The sequence below is a fragment of the Subtercola boreus genome, assembly GCF_006716115.1.
Lineage (GTDB): Bacteria > Actinomycetota > Actinomycetes > Actinomycetales > Microbacteriaceae > Subtercola > Subtercola boreus.
Genome location: NZ_VFOO01000001.1, coordinates 923,868 through 940,877, shown reverse-complemented (window position 1 = coordinate 940,877; position 17,010 = coordinate 923,868). Strand labels below are relative to the sequence as shown.

18 protein-coding genes are annotated in these 17,010 nt (G+C 68.9%); 4 read left to right on the top strand and 14 right to left on the bottom strand.

Translation table 11 applies throughout. The annotated features are described in order from the left end of the window. Nucleotides 1-5: 5 nt before the first annotated feature. Both FB464_RS20130 and FB464_RS04395 read right to left on the bottom strand, forming a co-directional pair. Nucleotides 6-494, bottom strand: coding sequence for a DUF6804 family protein (locus FB464_RS20130; RefSeq protein WP_246092930.1), 489 nt, complete (start codon nucleotides 492-494; stop codon nucleotides 6-8). Between the two features lie 10 nt (nucleotides 495-504). Further along, nucleotides 505-996 (bottom strand): heme-degrading domain-containing protein, encoded by a 492-nt coding sequence (locus FB464_RS04395; protein ID WP_116414930.1) that lies wholly within the window; start codon nucleotides 994-996, stop codon nucleotides 505-507. A 46-nt stretch (nucleotides 997-1,042) separates the two neighbouring features. Between FB464_RS04395 and FB464_RS04390 the strand changes: the two genes are divergently transcribed. Both FB464_RS04390 and FB464_RS04385 read left to right on the top strand, forming a co-directional pair. Next, nucleotides 1,043-1,960, top strand: coding sequence for a pseudouridine-5'-phosphate glycosidase (locus tag FB464_RS04390; protein ID WP_116414931.1), 918 nt, complete (start codon nucleotides 1,043-1,045; stop codon nucleotides 1,958-1,960). Further along, nucleotides 1,953-2,969, top strand: a complete 1,017-nt coding sequence (locus FB464_RS04385) for a carbohydrate kinase family protein (RefSeq protein ID WP_116414932.1) — start codon at nucleotides 1,953-1,955, stop codon at nucleotides 2,967-2,969. The genes FB464_RS04390 and FB464_RS04385 overlap by 8 nt, the downstream gene beginning before the upstream one ends. A gap of 34 nt (nucleotides 2,970-3,003) precedes the next feature. Here FB464_RS04385 and FB464_RS04380 read toward each other — a convergent pair whose 3' ends face one another. The 3 genes from FB464_RS04380 to FB464_RS04370 form a co-directional block, all read right to left on the bottom strand. Further along, on the bottom strand, nucleotides 3,004-3,582 hold the full coding sequence (locus FB464_RS04380) for an SGNH/GDSL hydrolase family protein (RefSeq protein ID WP_116414933.1): 579 nt from the start codon (nucleotides 3,580-3,582) through the stop codon (nucleotides 3,004-3,006). 24 nt (nucleotides 3,583-3,606) lie between these two features. Then, nucleotides 3,607-5,193 (bottom strand): SDR family oxidoreductase, encoded by a 1,587-nt coding sequence (locus FB464_RS04375; protein WP_246092929.1) that lies wholly within the window; start codon nucleotides 5,191-5,193, stop codon nucleotides 3,607-3,609. 309 nt (nucleotides 5,194-5,502) lie between these two features. Beyond that, a complete protein-coding gene (locus tag FB464_RS04370; protein WP_116414935.1) occupies nucleotides 5,503-7,308 on the bottom strand; it encodes a DUF222 domain-containing protein in 1,806 nt (601 codons plus the stop codon). Nucleotides 7,309-7,406: 98 nt separating this feature from the next. Between FB464_RS04370 and FB464_RS04365 the strand changes: the two genes are divergently transcribed. After that, nucleotides 7,407-7,952 carry a GNAT family N-acetyltransferase gene (locus tag FB464_RS04365; RefSeq protein WP_116414936.1) on the top strand — a complete coding sequence of 182 codons (546 nt, stop codon included), beginning with the start codon at nucleotides 7,407-7,409 and terminating at the stop codon, nucleotides 7,950-7,952. Between the two features lie 4 nt (nucleotides 7,953-7,956). Here FB464_RS04365 and FB464_RS04360 read toward each other — a convergent pair whose 3' ends face one another. The 9 genes from FB464_RS04360 to FB464_RS04320 form a co-directional block, all read right to left on the bottom strand. Continuing rightward, a complete protein-coding gene (locus FB464_RS04360) occupies nucleotides 7,957-8,817 on the bottom strand; it encodes an aldehyde dehydrogenase family protein (RefSeq protein WP_116414937.1) in 861 nt (286 codons plus the stop codon). Beyond that, nucleotides 8,814-10,370, bottom strand: a complete 1,557-nt coding sequence (locus FB464_RS04355; RefSeq protein WP_116414938.1) for an aldehyde dehydrogenase family protein — start codon at nucleotides 10,368-10,370, stop codon at nucleotides 8,814-8,816. The genes FB464_RS04360 and FB464_RS04355 overlap by 4 nt, the downstream gene beginning before the upstream one ends. A 12-nt stretch (nucleotides 10,371-10,382) precedes the next feature. Next, the gene (gene deoC, locus FB464_RS04350; RefSeq protein ID WP_425472396.1) at nucleotides 10,383-11,375 is read right to left on the bottom strand and encodes a deoxyribose-phosphate aldolase; all 993 of its coding nucleotides are present in this window, start codon (nucleotides 11,373-11,375) and stop codon (nucleotides 10,383-10,385) included. A gap of 96 nt (nucleotides 11,376-11,471) precedes the next feature. Further along, complete coding sequence (locus FB464_RS04345; RefSeq protein WP_116414940.1) at nucleotides 11,472-12,716, bottom strand: MFS transporter; 1,245 nt, start codon at nucleotides 12,714-12,716, stop codon at nucleotides 11,472-11,474. Then, a complete protein-coding gene (locus FB464_RS04340) occupies nucleotides 12,713-13,642 on the bottom strand; it encodes a bifunctional riboflavin kinase/FAD synthetase (protein WP_116414941.1) in 930 nt (309 codons plus the stop codon). Before FB464_RS04340 ends, FB464_RS04345 begins: the two co-directional genes overlap by 4 nt. Further along, nucleotides 13,639-14,097 (bottom strand): hypothetical protein, encoded by a 459-nt coding sequence (locus tag FB464_RS04335; RefSeq protein ID WP_116414942.1) that lies wholly within the window; start codon nucleotides 14,095-14,097, stop codon nucleotides 13,639-13,641. Before FB464_RS04335 ends, FB464_RS04340 begins: the two co-directional genes overlap by 4 nt. 13 nt (nucleotides 14,098-14,110) lie before the next feature. Next, on the bottom strand, nucleotides 14,111-14,479 hold the full coding sequence (locus tag FB464_RS04330) for a hypothetical protein (protein WP_116414943.1): 369 nt from the start codon (nucleotides 14,477-14,479) through the stop codon (nucleotides 14,111-14,113). Next, nucleotides 14,476-15,444, bottom strand: coding sequence for a tRNA pseudouridine(55) synthase TruB (gene truB, locus FB464_RS04325; RefSeq protein WP_116414944.1), 969 nt, complete (start codon nucleotides 15,442-15,444; stop codon nucleotides 14,476-14,478). Before truB ends, FB464_RS04330 begins: the two co-directional genes overlap by 4 nt. Nucleotides 15,445-15,483: 39 nt before the next feature. Beyond that, on the bottom strand, nucleotides 15,484-16,098 hold the full coding sequence (locus FB464_RS04320) for a nucleoside/nucleotide kinase family protein (RefSeq protein WP_142206605.1): 615 nt from the start codon (nucleotides 16,096-16,098) through the stop codon (nucleotides 15,484-15,486). A gap of 32 nt (nucleotides 16,099-16,130) precedes the next feature. On the opposite strand from FB464_RS04320, the gene FB464_RS04315 reads away from it, so the two are divergent. Then, nucleotides 16,131-17,006 carry an HhH-GPD family protein gene (locus tag FB464_RS04315; RefSeq protein ID WP_116414946.1) on the top strand — a complete coding sequence of 292 codons (876 nt, stop codon included), beginning with the start codon at nucleotides 16,131-16,133 and terminating at the stop codon, nucleotides 17,004-17,006. The last annotated feature ends 4 nt before the right edge of the window (nucleotides 17,007-17,010 follow it).

Here is a 17,010-nt window from a genome sequence, read left to right as displayed (position 1 = left end):
TCAGGCTACTTGTCCTTCGACACGGGGATCTTGATGAGGAGGCCTGCGGCGACGAACACGATGGCGGCCGCGAGGTGCAGCGCGTACCAGACCGGTGGCGCGAAATCGAGCGGGAAGATGGGGTTCCAGACCACGGCGATCGGCACCAGACCGGCGATCCACCACCACTGCTTCGCCTGGTAGGCGAACACGCAGACGATCAGCGCGAGCACGGCGATGGCATACCGGAAGAGCGTGAACCAGCCCGAGTCGATCACCGCGACGGCGGCGAGCAGGATGACCGCGGCCAACAGCCCCGGAGCGAGTGCTGTGCGGGTGAAAGTCGGGTACCGGGACTGCGCCTTCTGACCCTGCCGCGCGTTCTTGCCCGTCTGCGCGTTCCTGCCCGACTGCGCGTTCCTGCCCGATTGCGCGGGGCGCGCCGGTTGGCTTCGCAGCTGCGCGTTGCGGAGCCGCTGCTCGCGAAGCTGGTCGTCGCGCTCCTTCTTCGTCACCGCATCCCGCTCACTGCTCGCCCTGCAACCGTTCGAGGGCGCTGAGCACGAGCTCGTGGTCGTCGATCTGCGCGAGACCGGAGACGCCCGCGGCACCGACGAGCGAGCCCCGCACGAAGATCGGTACCGCGCCGCCGTGGGCCGCGAACACGCCTGAGTCGAGCCTCGACGACAGTTCGAACGTCGTGCCGCGCGACCGGAACAGTGTGCCTATGACCAGGGAGGATTCGCCGTAGCGACGCACGACGCGGAACTTGCGCTCCAACCAGTCGTCATTGTCGGCCGAGGCTCCGGGCATCCCCGCGTGGAAGACCCGCTGGTCGCCGAAGACGACGGCGATCGCGATCGGCAGGTCACCCTCGATCGCCTTGTCGCGGAGGGCGGAACCCAGCGAGAAGGCATCGTCGTGGTCGAACGACTCGAACTGCACCGCCCGCTCTCGTGCGCGAAGTCGTTCCAGACGTTCGGCTTCTTCGAGGATGGCAGAATCGCTGGTAGGCATAGTCCCCAGCCTAGAACCTCGCACGAACAGAAAGATCCGAGCCACGATGCCCCAGCCCTTCCTTGTCTCCGACGCCGTAGCGGATGCCCTGCAGCACGGCCGCCCCGTCGTCGCCCTCGAGTCGACGATCATCTCGCACGGGCTCCCCCGCCCGCGGAACCTCGAAGCGGCCCAGGAGTTCGAGCAGATCCTGCTCGACGCGGGCGTCACCCCGGCCACCATCGCCGTCCTCGACGGCATTCCGCGCATCGGTCTCGACGCTGACGGCGTGGCTCGGATCGCGAACGAGGACATGGTGAAGGCCAGTGTGCGCGACCTGCCGATCATCGCCGCCAAGGGCATCAGCGGAGCAACCACCGTCGCAGCGACGGCGTACCTGGCGGGCAAGGCGGGCGTACGGGTCTTCGCGACCGGCGGGCTCGGTGGCGTGCACCGCGGTGCCAGCGCGACTTTCGACGAGTCGGCCGACCTCAGCTCGCTCGCCCTCGCCGGCGTGACTGTCGTCGCCGCCGGTGTGAAGAGCGTGCTCGACATCGCCGGCACCCTCGAGCGGCTCGAGACACTTAGCGTGCCGGTCGTCGGCTACCGCACGACGAACTTCCCGAGCTTCTGGCTCACCGAGTCAGGAGAGCAGATCGACTGGTCCGTCGACTCGGCCGCCGAGATCGCGCGCGTCATGCAGAGCCAGGACGCCCTCGGCCACGGCCAGGGAATCATCGTCGCCAACCCGCTCCCGCCCGAGCTGCAGTGGGTCCCCGAGGAGCACGACCGTGTGCTGCTCGAAGCGCTGGCCGAAGCCGATGCGCAGGGCATCCGGGGCAAGGCCGTGACACCCTTCCTGCTCTCTTACATCGTGGGAGCATCCGGTGGCCGGAGCCTCGAGGTCAACCTCGACATCGCCCGCAACAACGTGCGCCTCGCCGGCGAGATCGCGGGGGCGTGGAGCGCCCTGGCCCGTGAGTGAGGGCAATGTCGTCGGCAGCACTGCCACCGCGCATCCGACGAGCGACGTGCACCCGCACGTGCGGGTCGTGATCGTCGGTGACGTGTTCGACGACATCATCGTGCGGCCGACGTCGGGCATCCGGAGCGACACCGACACTCTGGCGAGCATCGAACGGCGCGCGGGGGGCTCGGCAGCGAACACCGCCGCCTGGCTCGGATCGCTCGGCACCCTCGTGGACTTCGTCGGCCGCACCAACGTCTCCGACACGGTGCGGCACGGCAACCTCCTCCGCGACGCGGGCGTCACCCCGCACCTCGCAGGCGAACGCGTGCTGCCGACAGGCACCATCGTCGTGATCGTCGGAGTCGACGACACCCGCACCATGCTCACGGAGAAGGGTGCGAACGTCGACACCTCGCCGGCAGACGTCACGGATGCGCTGCTGGCCGCAGCGACCCACCTGCACTTCACCGGCTACACGCTGTTCAGCGGGCAGCCCGTCGAGGGGTTCACCGACCTGATCCGACGCGCCAAGGCGCACGGGGTCACCGTCTCGGTCGATCCGGGATCGTCGGGGTTCATCGTCGACCACGGAGTGGAGGGCTTTCTCGCGGCGACCTCCGGGGCCGACATCCTGTTCCCGAACCTCGACGAGGGGCGGGAACTCACCGGGCAGACGGATGCCCCCGCAATCGTGGACGCCCTCAGCGAGCACTTCCCCGTGGTCGCCCTGACGCTCGGGCGGGAGGGCGCACTCATCGGGGGCGGCGGGTTGCGCATCCCCATCCCGTGCGTGCCGGCCGAACCTCGGGACACGACCGGGGCGGGCGACGCGTTCGACGCCGGGTTCCTCGCCGGACTGTTCGCGGGGCGGACGGCGGCAGACAGGCCCCTCGACGCAGCAGGCGACGCATTGCGTTCGGCGCTGGAGCGGGCCGGCGCCTCCGGGGTCGCAGCCGCGAGCCGGGCCATCGGGATCGTCGGGGCCCGGCCGGTCGGGGTGGTGCCGCACAACGCACTCGGCTGAGCGGCGGGGGCGGCTCTGGGCGGTGTCGCGCGGCTCAGAACCCGCCGCGGAGCTCCGGCAGCCGGATCGGGCGGCTCTTCGGCGGCAGCCCGTGCACCCGCTCAAGGGCCGGCTCGAGCTCGGAGAGCCAGGCCTCGTACCCCTCGGCGTTCAGGTGCAGCCGATCGGTCGTGTAGGCCGGGTTCAACTCGCCGTCGTCGAGCGCCAGTGCGGGCCAGAGGTCGAGGTAGTGGGTGCGGACGGATGAAGCGAACTGCCAGATGTGCCGGTTGATGTCGCAGATCTCCGCCGCGTACTCGTGGCCGCGCGGCATCACCGACTGCAGCAGGATCTCGGCGTCGGGCAGTTCGTTCCGGAGCGTCACCAGGATCGTCTCGATGTTCTGCACGACGTGCTCGACCGAGCGGCGCTTCGCCAGGTCGTTCGCCCCGATCAGCAACACGACGGTGCCGGGATCCAGCGCGACCACCTCGTCGAGCCTGTCCTTCACTCCATCGGTCGTGTCACCCGGCACGCCCAGATTGTGGACGGTGTAGTCGCCGAAGTACTTCTGCCAGTCCGCACCGGCGGTGAGACTGTCACCGAGAAAGACGATGGTGGGATTTTCGAGCATGTGCGAGCCTCCGTTGGTCGTTCGTCATAGTGTGTCAGCAGTGCCTGCAGTATCCGTCGTGTTCACGGTTTCAGCGGTGTCCGCCTTCTCGACCGGCACCTTCTTCACCGGCCCCGGATGCTCGTTCTTGCGTTGCGCCTCCTTCACCGCCGTCTCGGTGATGCGGTTCGCCATCCCCGGGAAGATGAACCCGTGGAACGGGAGGATCGAGTACCAGTAGAGCCTGCCACCGAGTCCCCGGGGGAAGAACACCGCCCGCTGCGTGTACCGCGAGCCGCCGCCCTCCCGCGGGGCCGCCGTCATCTCGAGCCAGGCGAGGCCCGGCACCTTCATCTCGGCGCGGAGACGCAGGAAACTGCCCCGCTTGATCTGCTCCACCCGCCAGAAGTCGAGAGCGTCGCCGGTGTGCAGGTGATCGGGGTTTCGCCGGCCCCGACGAAGGCCCACTCCCCCGACGAACTTGTCCATCCAACCCCGTGCCACCCAGGCGATCGGGAACGAGTACCAGCCGTTGTCTCCACCGATGCCCTCGATGACGCGCCAGAGATCGCCCGGCCGGGCATCCGTCTCCCGCACCTGCACGTCGGTGTAGACCGTGTGGCCGGCCCAGTCTGGGTCGCTCGGCAGGTTGTCGCTCGGGGCGCCCTGCACGAAGCTGTCCTGCCAGCTGGTCTCCACCTGGCCGTCGCGCATCTTGCCGAGAGCGAGACGCACCGCGCGGCGGTAACCCGTGAGGCCACCCACCGGGTCGGGCACGTACTGCTTGATGTCCTGCTCGGCGGCGACGCAGTCGAACTGCAGCGACTCGATGATCGGAACCGCGAGATTGCGCGGGATCGGCGACACCAGGTTCACCCACTGCGAAGCCAGCCACGGGGTCAGCACCGGCAGCGGCGCGATCGGGCGCTGGTGGAGTCCCGCCTCGACCGCGTAGCCGTTCATCATCTGCCCGTAGCGCAGCACATCGGGCCCGCCGATGTCGAAGGTGCGGTTGAGGGTCTCCGCGACATCCGCAGCGCCCAGCAGGTAGTGCAGAACGTCGCGCACCGCGATCGGCTGGATGAAGTTGCGCACCCACTTCGGCGCGGGCATGTACGGCAGCACTTCGGTGAGGTGCCGGATCATCTCGAAGCTCGTCGAGCCCGACCCGATGACGACGCCGGCCTGCAGGGCGATCGTCGGAACACCGGACTGCAGAAGGATGCTGCCCACCGACGCGCGCGACCGGAGATGGCGCGACAGGCTCTGGCCCTTCGGGTGGAGTCCGCCGAGGTAGACGATGCGCTTGACGTCGGCCTTCAACGCTAGCTCGGCGACATTGCGGGCCGAGGCAAGCTCGGTTCCGTCGAAGCTGCCTTTGCCGCCCATCGAGTGCACGAGGTAGTAGAGCACGTCGATGCCGTCGAACACGCCCGCGCGTGCGAGGGACTCGTGGTCGCTCAGGTCACCCTGCACGATCTCGACGTTCGGGCCCCATGGCACGTCAGCGAGTTTCTGGGGCGAGCGCACGAGAACGCGCACCTTCCACCCCGCGTCGAGCAGGCGTGGCACGAGGCGCCCGCCGATGTACCCCGTGGCGCCGGTCACGAGAGCAGTTCTGTCAGTAGTCACCCGTTCAGGCTACGCCGGTCGGCTGGGCGTTGGGAGTCCCGGCGCGGGTGTCGCACGCGATTCGGTGTTCGCGGCCTGGCGCGCGGGGCCGTGCGTGGTCGCGCCGCCCGGTTGCCCGCAGGGTCGACCGCAGAGTTGTCCGCAGGGTTGCCCGTGCTGCTCCTGCTGCCGCGCCCTGCGGGCTTGCCGTCGGTGGGTGTGGTTCTGGATGCGCGTGGCTGGATCGGTGGCGCGGACGGCAGGCGGCGCACGATCCGTGGATGGTCGGCCAGGGTGGCTGGGATCGGGGCTTCGTGCACCGGCGTCGTTCTACCCGGTGTCGCTTTGGCGGTGTTCGAGCCACCATTCGGTCGGTTGCGGGTCGCTCGATCGAGGCTCGCCGGATAGAGGGTCGCCCAGTCGAGGCTCGCGGGGCTGAGGGTGGCCAGGTCGGGAGTCGCCAGGCTGAGGGTCACCGGTTTGAGTGTGGCCGGATCGAGGGTCACCGGATCGAAGGTGGCCGTCTTGAGGGTCGCCGGGGTGAGGGCCGCCGGGCTGTGGGTGGCCGGGGCGGGGGTCGTTGCGGGGAGGGTCGCTGGCTGGAAGGTCGCTCGGTTGCCGGGTGGGTGGTGGGGTCGGGGGTGGGCGGTGCCGGGCGGGGTTGTGCGGGCCGGGTGGGTGGTGGCCGGTTCGTTGTCTGGCCCGGTTTTGTTGGCAGGGCCTGGGGGTTTGGGTCCAGTCGAGCCAGTCGGGTGGGATGAGGTGTGGGGTGCCGTTTCGGATGGTGAGTTTCCAGTGTGTTTTGTGCACGTTCGTGTGGTGGAAGTGGCAGAGCAGCGCCCCGTTGTCGATGTCGGTCAGCCCGCCGGGGTGGGTGTCGGATTGCCACCCGTCGACATGGTGACTTTCGCACCAGGATGGGGGTGCGTCGCAGCCCGGCCACACACACCCGCCGTCCCGTGCTGCGAGGGCCCGGTTCTGTGCGGCGGTGAACAGGCGGCGGGTCTTCCCATGCTGCAACACCTGCCCGTGTTCGCCGAACAGGGTCGTGATCACATCCCCGTGACACAGCAGCGCCTCGACGGTCGAGTATGGGACGGGCGCGGTCAGGCCGTCGATCCACCCAATGCCGCGCCCGGTGACGACGTCTTCCAAGGAGGCGTGGAGGTTCACGGTCGGTGCGGCACCGTTGAGGCGCGGCATCTCCGGCCCGGCGGCTGCGACCTGGAGGAGGTTCACGAGCGCATCGACACGTTTCTGACCCGTGGTGCGGGTGTCCGCGGTCAAGCCGTCGATCGGGGTATCGCCGGGCGCCGACGGGTCGGCTGCGTTGGATAGGTCAGACTCGAACGCGACGATACGGGGTGACGTATGCGGCTCCAACGCCGACGCGACGATCGCCGCCATCGACGGCGACAACAGGCCCCGGATCGACGTCATCCCCGAACGGTGCGCCTTCAACTCCAGGTAGCGTTTCTCGTGGAGGTCCGCCTCGCGGGGTTCAGCACCGTCGGGGTCGAGGTGTTCCCGGCACCGGATAGCCAGATCATCCACCTGATTCGCGGAATACCCGAAACTACCCGACGTCTGCTGCGCCAACGCCACGAGGCTAGCCTCAGCCTCAGAGACCTCCTCCGTGAAACCGATCTTCGCCGCGGCCTCCGAGAGACGCCGCGTAATCGACGTCGCCGCATCCACCCCCAGATCGCCACGGGCCAGCGCCTCCGCAACCTGAGGGAAACGAGGCGGGTTCGGCAACCCCACCAACGACATGCTCGTGTGCACCTGGGAGGCGAGCTTCATCCTGGACATGATCGTCTCCGCCCGTGCACCGGTGATCGCCGCCAAGAACTTCGGGACCGACCGCACGTTGTGCGACCGGGCAAGACCCTCCGCCCCGAACTCCGCAGCAGAACGAGCCGCCACCTCCCCAGCCATCCGCACCCGCAACCCATCCATGATCCGGCCCAACGACTCCACCTGCACCACAGCCGCCACCAAGGCGTCGTCGGCAAGCCCGCAGGGCGCGGCAGCCCCACCGCCCGACGCCAACAACGCGTCAAACCCCCGCCGGGCATCCAGAACCCACGACACCACCGACGTAAAGTCGGGTGCGGGAGCGGCTGGCTGGTTCATGTCTACAGTCAAACACCAACCACTGACATTGCCTCAACTTAGGCTCAATTTTCCGGCTGAGCCCTGCGAATCCGTGCCCGGCGCGAGAGGATGGAAAGATGACTCGGCCGGTGGCGTTTCTCCCGCACGACCTCGGTGACGGATTCGACCTCGTGCTGCGCGACCTTGAAACCGTCGACGAAATGCTCGCGCTCACACTCGCAAATCTCGCGCGCCTCCGCGAATGGGAGCCGTGGGCGCAGGGCGAGCAGACCCGGGACGGACTGGCGAGCTACACCAGGGCCTTGCTGTCCGACTGGGCGGACGGCCGCAGCCTTCCGACGGTGCTGAGGTTCGAGGGCGAAGCGATCGGGTCGGTCACCTGCCGAATCGATCGACAGCTCGGCCTGGCGGAACTCGGCTACTGGATCGACGCCGCCTTCGAGGGCCGCGGCGCGGTGACGCGCGCGTGTAGGGCGACGATCGCTCAGCTCGCCGCTGAGGGCGTCGAGAGGGTGGAGATCCACGCGGCGACAGGCAACCACCGCAGTCGCCGGGTCGCCGAGCGCCTCGGATTCAGACTGCAGCGGGTACGCCCGAAATCGTTCCCCGTCGCCGGGGTGCGGCATGACCTGGCGATCTACGTGCTGCAGACGAGGGGCTGAGCCCTCAGATCATCGATTTCGTGTGCCAGACCGTCTTCGTCTCGGTGAACCCGACGATGCGCGCGAGCGAGGGCGCAGCAGCGTCCGCACCCTGCTCGGGCGGGAAGACCCTCTTGAGGGTTTCGGCCGCGTCGATCTGAAGCTGCACCCAGTCGAGCGCGCCGGCACCCACCAGGTCGAGAGCGTTCACGTCGGCGTGTGAGGCCAGCCAGGGCGCGATCTCGGCGGGCGATCCGGTCAGGATGTTCACGACACCCCCGGGGACGTCGCTCGTCGCGAGCACCTCGGCCAGGCTGATCGCCGACAGCGGCAGCCGCTCTGACGCGATCACCACCACCGTGTTGCCGGCCACGAGTGCAGGGGCGACAGCGCTGACGAACCCGACCAGCGAGGTCGACTGCGGCGCGACGATCGCCACAACGCCCGTCGGCTCCGGCACGGAGATGTTGAAGTAGGGGCCGGAGACCGCGTTGGCGTTGCCCGCGACCTGCACGTACTTGTCGGCCCAGCCGGCGTACCAGATCCAGCGGTCGATCGCCTCGTCGACCTGTTCCCCGGCGGCAGCAGTCGACACCCCCTCGGCCTGCACGATCTCGTCGACGAACTGGGCCCTCCGGCCTTCGAGGAGTTCGGCGATGCGGTAGAGCACCTGTCCGCGGTTGTACCCGGTCGCCTTCGACCAGCCCGAGACGGCCGCGCGTGCTGCGACGACAGCGTCGCGGGCATCCTTGCGGGAGGCCTGGGCGGCGTTGGCGAGGAACTCACCCGACGCCCCGAGGATCTCGTACACGCGCCCGGATTCGCTCCGCGGGAATTTGCCACCGATGTACAGCTTGTAGGTCTTCGGCACGGCGAGGTGGCTCATTTGCTCGATCCTTCGGTCGTGGTGGTGGTGGAGGTGGAGCTGGCAGCAGGCGACTCGACGTTCCCGCTGTCGATCTCGGCGGCAACGGATGCCCGTTCCTCCGCTCCGCGCGATGAAGCGGCCGGGGCGAGGTACGCCGCGAGCCCCTGCTTGCCGCCTTCGCGGCCGTAGCCCGACTCCTTGTATCCGCCGAACGGCGAGGACGGGTCGAACTGGTTGAACGTGTTCGCCCAGACGACGCCGGCACGCAGCTTGTCGGCAACCGCCAGCACCCGCGACCCGTTGCTGCTCCAGATGCCAGCCGACAGACCGTAGGGCGTGTTGTTCGCCTTGGCGACTGCCTCGGCGGGCGTTCTGAACGACAGGATCGAGAGCACCGGCCCGAAGATCTCGTCGCGCGCGATGCGCGATGCCGTCGACACGTTCGTGAAGATCGTCGGCGCGAACCAGAATCCGTCCGCGGGGAGGTCGCACGCCGGGCTCCAGCGCGAAGCACCTTCCGCCTCGCCGATGTCCGACAGCTCCCGGATGCGGGCGAGCTGTTCAGCCGAATTGATCGCCCCGACGTCGGTGTTCTTGTCGAGCGGGTCCCCCACGCGCAACGTCGAGAGCCGCTCCTTGAGGCGGTCGACGACCTCGTCGTGGATGCTCTCCTGCACGAGCAGCCGCGATCCGGCGCAGCAGACGTGACCCTGGTTGAAGAAGATGCCGCGCACGATGCCTTCGACGGCCTCGTCGATGGGGGCGTCGTCGAAGACGATGTTCGCGCCCTTGCCGCCGAGTTCGAGGGTGAGCTTCTTCGAGGTCCCGGCCAGAGACCGGGCGATCTCGCGGCCCACCGAAGTCGAGCCGGTGAAGGCGACCTTGTTGACGTCCGGATGATTCACCAGGTCTCGCCCGGTGGAACCCGCTCCCGTGATGATGTTGACCACTCCGGCGGGCAGCCCGGCCTGCTGCACGATCTCCGCGAACAGCAGCGCGGTGAGCGGCGTCGTCTCGGCCGGCTTCAGCACCACGGTGTTGCCGGCGGCCAGGGCGGGCGCGATCTTCCACGCCAGCATCAGCAGGGGGAAGTTCCACGGGATGACCTGCGCGGCCACACCCAGGGCGCGGGGGTCGGCTCCGAGGCCCGCGTGGTCGAGTTTGTCGGCCCAGCCCGCGTAGTAGAAGAACCAGGCAGCGACGAGCGGAACGTCGACGTCGCGACTCTCCTTGATCGGCTTGCCGTTGTCGAGGCTTTCGGCGACCGCGAGCTCGCGGGCCCGCTCCTGCACCAGGCGCGCGATGCGGAACAGGTACTTGCCCCGGTCGCGACCGGAGAGACGTGACCACGTCGTATCGTAGGCGCGGCGCGCGGCGCTGACCGCGGCATCCACATCGGCGGAGGACGCCGACGCAATGGTCGCGATGTGCTTCTCGGTTGCGGGCGAGATGGTCGAGAACGAGGGCGCGGACCCAGCCCTGAACGAACCGTCGATGAAGAGGCCGTACTCCGACTGCAGGTTCAGCAAGGCGGTCGACTCGGGTGCCGGGGCATATTCCAGAAATGACATGTGACGGTTCTCTCAGTCGATGGTGACGTAGTCGGCGCCGGAGTAGTGGCCTGTGGCGAGCTTCTGGCGCTGCAGCAGCACGTCGTTCAGCAGGCTCGACGCGCCGAACCGGAACAGGTGCGGCTGCAGCCACTCCTCCCCCGCGGTCTCGGCGACGGCGACCAGGTATTTGATCGCGTCTTTCGACGTTCGGATGCCGCCGGCCGGCTTCACGCCGATCTTCTCGCCCGTCAGACGGTGCCAGTCCCGCACCACCTCGAGCATGAGCAGGGTGACCGGCAGAGTCGCAGCGGGCGCGACCTTTCCGGTCGACGTCTTGATGAAGTCTCCGCCGGCGAGGATCGACAGCCAGGATGCCCGGCGCACGTTGTCGTAGGTGTTCAGTTCCCCCGTCTCGAGGATCACCTTGAGGTGGGCGAAGCTGCCGTCGGCGCGGCGGCACGCCTCCTTCACCGCGACGATCTCGTCGAAGACCTGGCCGTAGCGGCCGGAGAGGAACGCCCCGCGGTCGATGACCATGTCGATCTCGTCCGCACCGGCGGCGACCGCGTCGGCCGTGTCGGCCAGCTTCACCGCGAGTGAGGCCCGGCCGCTCGGGAACGCGGTGGCCACGGCGGCGACGTTGATGCCGCCGGGAACGTCGTCGAGCCCATGGGCTGCACCGAGCGCCTCGACGGCGGCGGGCACCATGTCGCCGTACACGCAGACGGCGGCGACCCGCGGGCAACCGGGGTCCGATGCATCCGGAACCAGGCCCTTCGCCACGAGCGAGCGCACCTTGCCGGTGGTGTCCGCGCCCTCGAGCGTGGTGAGGTCGATCAGGGAGATGATGCGGTCGAGCGCCCAGGCCTTCGAGGTGGTCTTGATCGAGCGGCTGCCGAGATCGGCCGCACGTGCCTCGAGACCGACCGCGTCGACACCCGAGATGCCGTTCAGGTAGCGCTTGAGGCTCGACTCGGTGAGTTCGCCTCCGAGCACCTCGGTCGCCCGGGAAGCCGGACTCACCAGTCTGTCTAACGTCACAAGCACACCTGTCTTCGAAGTTCGTCTCCCGCGGAACCGACCCGGGGGGATCGGAGGAAGCACCATCAAGTGTAGACGTCAGACCGTTCGCGGGGCTCGGTGCCAGTCGTCTTCGATGAAGCGGGGCCGCGACACGACACGCACGACGAGCAGCACACTGGCCACGCTCACCAGCAGGAAGAGGAGCGGAGCGGTCCAGCCGCCGCTGAGCTGGTGGAGCACTCCGACGACCAGCGGACCGAGAGCCCCGAGCAGGTAGCCGAAGCCCTGTGCGAAGCCGCTGAGGGCCACGGCGCCGCGCTGGGTGCGGCTCCGGCGGTTGATCAGCAGCAGCGCCAGGGGGAAGAGCAGCGGCCCGATTCCCGCCAGGGCCACCCACACACCGAGTGCTGCAGTCGGCGCCAGCAGCAACCCGAGGTACCCGGCGATGAAGGCGGCGATTCCGAACAGGATGATCCCGCTCACGCTCTTCACGCGGGTGGCGATGACGGGAATGAGCAGCGACGCCGGGATGCCCATGCTGGTGTAGAGCGACAGCATCGCGCCGGCTCCGCCCTGGTCGAGTCCGGCGATGTCGGTCAGGATCTCGGGCAGCCAGGCGAAGCAGGCGTAGGTGTTCAGCGCGGTGACGCCGAACATCAGGCCGAGCGACCACGCGAGGGCCGAGTGCCGGGCGCGGCCGAGCATCGCGGCGTCGGGTTCGGGCACGACTCCTTCGACGATCGACGGATCCGGCGTGCGACGCCGATCCGCCCCGAGCAGCCGCACCCACGGCACGATTGCCAACACTCCGAGGATGCCCCACATCCCGACCGAGAACCGCCACCCCGCGCCTTCACTCACCTGCACGGCGACAAGCGGAGGCAGCAGGGCGAACAGGGCCATGACGGTCGCATAGAGGGCGGTGAGCGGACCGATCCGGTCGGGGAAGTACTTCTTCACGAGCGGCGGGAGCAGCACGTTCCCGATGCCCATCCCGGCGAACGTCAGCGCGCTGGCCAGCACGAGCATCGGGTACGAGGCCGAGAGCGCCCGGAGCACGTCCCCGACGATCATCGCCGCCAGAGCGATGATCAGCAGGGACTCCACGCGGAGTGACCGCTGGAAGACCGGAGCCAGCAGCCCGAACAGAGCGAAACAGAGCGGGGGCAGTGTACCGATGATGCCCACGTCGAGGCTCGTCAGTGGGATGTCGACACCGATGTCGGTGAAGATCGGCGAGAGCGCGGCGACGGCCGTGCGGAGGTTCGAAGCGACCAGCACGATGCCGACAAGCGCCAGCACCCGCCCGCCGCGCTGGGACGGCGGCAGGGCGGCTGTCACGCCAGGCGCTCTCTGACCCGCTCGACGTCGTCGTTCATCTGCTCGATCAGCGGCTCGATTCCGGTGAACTTCACCTGCCCGCGAATGCGGTCGGCAAAGGCGATCAGAACGACGTGCCCGTAGAGGTCGATGGTCTCATCGAGCACGTAGGCCTCGACCTGCTTCGGCGGGACCCCGTCGAACGTCGGATTGCTGCCGACAGAGATCGCTGCGGGATAGCGCACATCGCCGTCGGTCAGCCATCCCGCGTAGACGCCGTCGGCCGGGATCAGCCCCTCGGAACTCGGCGAGAGATTGGCGGTGGGGAAGCCCAGTTCGCGGCCCCGCTTCGCGCCGTGCACGACCTCGCCCTGCACCGCAGGGGCGTGGCCGAGCAGGGTGGTCGCGGTCTTCACGTCGCCGACGGCCAGCAGTTCGCGGATCCAGGTCGAGGAGACCCGCCGGCCGCCCGACGGCGAGACGTCGTCGATGATCCTCACGGTGTAGCCGTGCGTGATGCCCAGCTTGGCCAGGAACGCGACGTCTCCCGCACCACGGAGCCCGAAACGGAAGTCGCGCCCGACGAGCACGGCGCGGGCATGCAGGCCGTTCACGAGGATGCGCTCGACGAACTCCGTCGGCGTGAGGGTGGCGAGGGCGGAGTCGAACGTCAGGATGAGGGTCGCGTCGAGACCGGTCTTCTCCAGCAGGTCGATCTTCTGTTCGTTGCCGACCAGGGCGACCGGAGCGCGCTCCGGCGCGAGGAAGGCGGAAGGATGCCGGTCGAACGTGACGGCGGTCGCGACGAGGTCCTCGCTCCGGGCCACAGCCAGCAGCTCCCGGATGACCGCGCGGTGGCCCTCGTGCACTCCGTCGAACTTGCCGACCGTGATCGCGGACGGGCCGAAGTCGGCCGGGATCTCGTCGACCGAGGTGAAGACCTTCATGCCGCCTCGGCGACAGGCTGCGCGGCGACGGGCCGGTTCTTCGACAGCCAGAGCATCCCGAGCACCGGGAGCACGAGCGGGATGAAGAGGTACCCGACCCCGTAGTACGACCACACCGAGGCGTGCGCGAACAGTTCGGGCGCGACGATGCTCAACGTGCCGACCACGAGGACGCCCAGCATCTCGAACGAGATGGTGACCCAGGCGACGCGGTACCAGACGGCGCCCCGCGCCACCAGGGCGACTGTGGCGACGATGTACACGGCAGCCGAGACCGCGGAGAGCGTGTAGGCCAGGGGCGCCTGGTCGAACTGCTGGATGATCTGAACGAGCGAGCGGCCGAAGGCACCGAGGGCGAGGATGGCGTAGATCACGACGAGCACCCGGCCGATGCCGGCGATGCGGGGGCGGCGGGCCGGTGTGGTGGCGGGCACGGGCGCGGATTCTGTTGGCATATCGCTCTCGAGTTTAGACGTTCTGGAAGAGCCAGATTTCGTTCATCCGGAACACCATCACGGCAATCGCGAGGCAGGCGACCCCGAGGATGACCGTGCTCCACCTGGTGCGGTCGATCAGCGCCCAGAACACGGCCGCCGCGGGCAGCAGCAGCGCGGAGACCGCGTAGACGTAGAACTCCAGCACATCGCCGTTCGCGTCGTTGCCGAAGGCGGGCGCGAGCAGGGCGACGACGAACTGGATGACCAGCAGCAGTTCGACCAGAGCTGTCGCGCCGAGCGTGTAGTCGTTCGGCACCCGCCCACTGAACCCCACGATGAGGCAGAACACACCGGCCAGAACCGCGACGGCGATCTGGACGTAGGAGAACCACTCGATCATGCTGCGGGCCCTTCGGTGGCTGCGGTCGGGATCGCGGGCGCGTCCGTCGGGAAGTTCACCAGCACGCGGGCCGTGCCGCCGCGGATCTCGAACAGTCCGATCAGCGCACCATCGGGGTCGATGGCGGCAAGAGGGCCCGGCGTGGCGGTGCCCGGAGCCGGAGCCTGGCCGTCGCTGAGCTCGACCCGCTTGCCGTTCCGGAGGTCGGCCGCCTGCGCGGCGTCGAACCGTGCCGTCTCGAAAAGCCGGCCCGCGACATCCGCGGGCGCCAGCAGGTCCCGGTCGGCATCGATCGTCTCGAGGGTGTGCGCCTCGGCGACACCGAACGGCCCGATCCTCGTGCGCCGGAGCGCCGTCAGATGCCCGCCGACCCCCAGGGCGTCACCGAGATCCCGGGCGATGGCACGGATGTACGTGCCCGACGAGCAGACCACGCGCACACTCACGTCCCAGAAGCCGGTGCCCGTGACCGGCCCACCACCCCGTACCTCGATCGTCGAGATCGTCACGGCACGGGCATCCAGAACCACCGTCTCGCCGCCCCGCACCCGGGCGTACGCGCGCTTGCCGTCGACCTTGATCGCACTCACTGAACTCGGCCGCTGCAGCACGTCGCCGGTCTGGGCCGAGAGACCCTCGGCGATACGGTCATCGGTGAGGGCGGCCACGGCGTCCGGCGCGGCGGTTTCGAGCACGTCGCCCTCGGAGTCGTCGGTCGTGGTGGAGGCGCCGAGCCGGATGACCGCCTCGTACTCCTTGTCGAGGCCGACCACATAGGTCAGCAGTCGGGTCGAACTGTTGACGCCCAGCACCAGCAGCCCTGTGGCGAGGGGATCGAGCGTCCCGGCGTGGCCGACCTTGCGGGTTCCGGCGAGGCGACGGGTGCGGGCCACGACATCGTGGCTGGTGTTCCCCTGCGGTTTGTCGACGAGGAGGATGCCGCTGCGGTTGCTTCCGGGATTCACTCTGCCAAGGGTACAAGCTCGAGGGCCTCGAGGATCACTTCAGCAGCGGTCGGCGAACACTCTCCGCGGCTCGTCCTCGTCGAAGGCCGAGACGATCGCATCACTGGCGGAGCGCGGCTGCACGGCACCGATGTAGAGCTCGTCCGCGCCGTCGATGCGCGGGTCGAGCTTCGAGGTGTCAGGTTCGAGGTAGACGACGAAGTTGAAGATGCCGCGGAGCTCCGGCCGCTGCAGGAAGGGCCCGTCGACCAGCAGGATCGCATCTGCGGGGGCGGTGAGCCAGCGCGGTTCGAGCGCTCTGTCCCGCGAGGCGTCGAAACTCGCCCCGACGAATCCCGCACTCCCGCCGAGCTTGAACGGCTGTACGAGCACGCGCAGGAACGTCGGGTAGTCGTACCGGTCGCTGTAGTAGCCCGCGGCAGACGCCGCGCCCTGCTGCTCGCGAACAGCCCGTGGCTGCAGGAAGTCGTCGAGCGACGCCCTCACGATCGCGTGCCCGGCCTCCCGGAACGCCACACCGAGAGCATCGGCGAACAGCTTCGTGCCGGCGGCTCCATCGACCGCGACCAGGCGGCGCCCGCGGCCATAGTTGTGCACGATCTCGGCGGCCAGGGCATCCGAGAGCACTTCGCGAGGGGTGGGAGGAAAGGCCATGGATCCAGTCTACGTTCGGTAGATTGGGCAGGATGTCCCAGGCCACCGTGATCTCCGAGACGCTTGTGGCGTGGTTCGCCGAGAACGCCCGCGACCTGCCGTGGCGACGGCCCGGGTTCAGCGCCTGGGGCACACTCGTCAGCGAGTTCATGCTGCAGCAGACGCCCGTGGTGCGCGTCATTCCACGGCTCGAGGAGTGGCTTTCACGCTGGCCCACCCCTGCGGCCCTCGCGGCGGAACCCGCGGGCGAGGCAGTACGGGCCTGGCAGTCGCTCGGCTACCCCCGGCGCGCCCTCTGGCTGCACGCCTCGGCCGTCGCGATCGTCGAACGGCACGGCGGCGTCGTACCGCGGGCGGTGGATGATCTGCTCGCCCTGCCCGGCGTCGGCGACTACACCGCTCGCGCTGTCGCAGCCTTCGCGTACGGCGACCGGCACCCGGTGGTGGACACGAACATCCGGCGCGTGATCGCCCGCGCCGTCGCCGGCCAGGCCGAACCCGGACCGCCGAGCGCGCGCGTCGACCTGGTCGCGATGGAGGCGCTCCTCCCCCACGACGACGTGGCCGCCCGAGCCTTCAACGGCGCGATCATGGAGCTCGGCGCCGTCGTCTGCACCGCCCGGGCACCCCGTTGCGATGCCTGCCCGATCGCACACGCCTGCCTCTGGCGCACCGCCGGCTACCCCGGTTTCGAGGGCAGGCGGAAGGCCGTGCAGAAGAAGTACGAGGGATCGGACCGGCAGGTGCGCGGCCTGGTACTCGGCGCCCTCCGCGCGCACGACGACGCCGTGCCGGCCCAGGCGATCGCCGCGCTCTGGCCCGACGTCGAACAGCTCGACCGGGCTGTGGCAGGCTTGCTGAAAGACGGACTGCTCGTCGACACACCGGCCGGCTACACGCTTCCCTGATCCC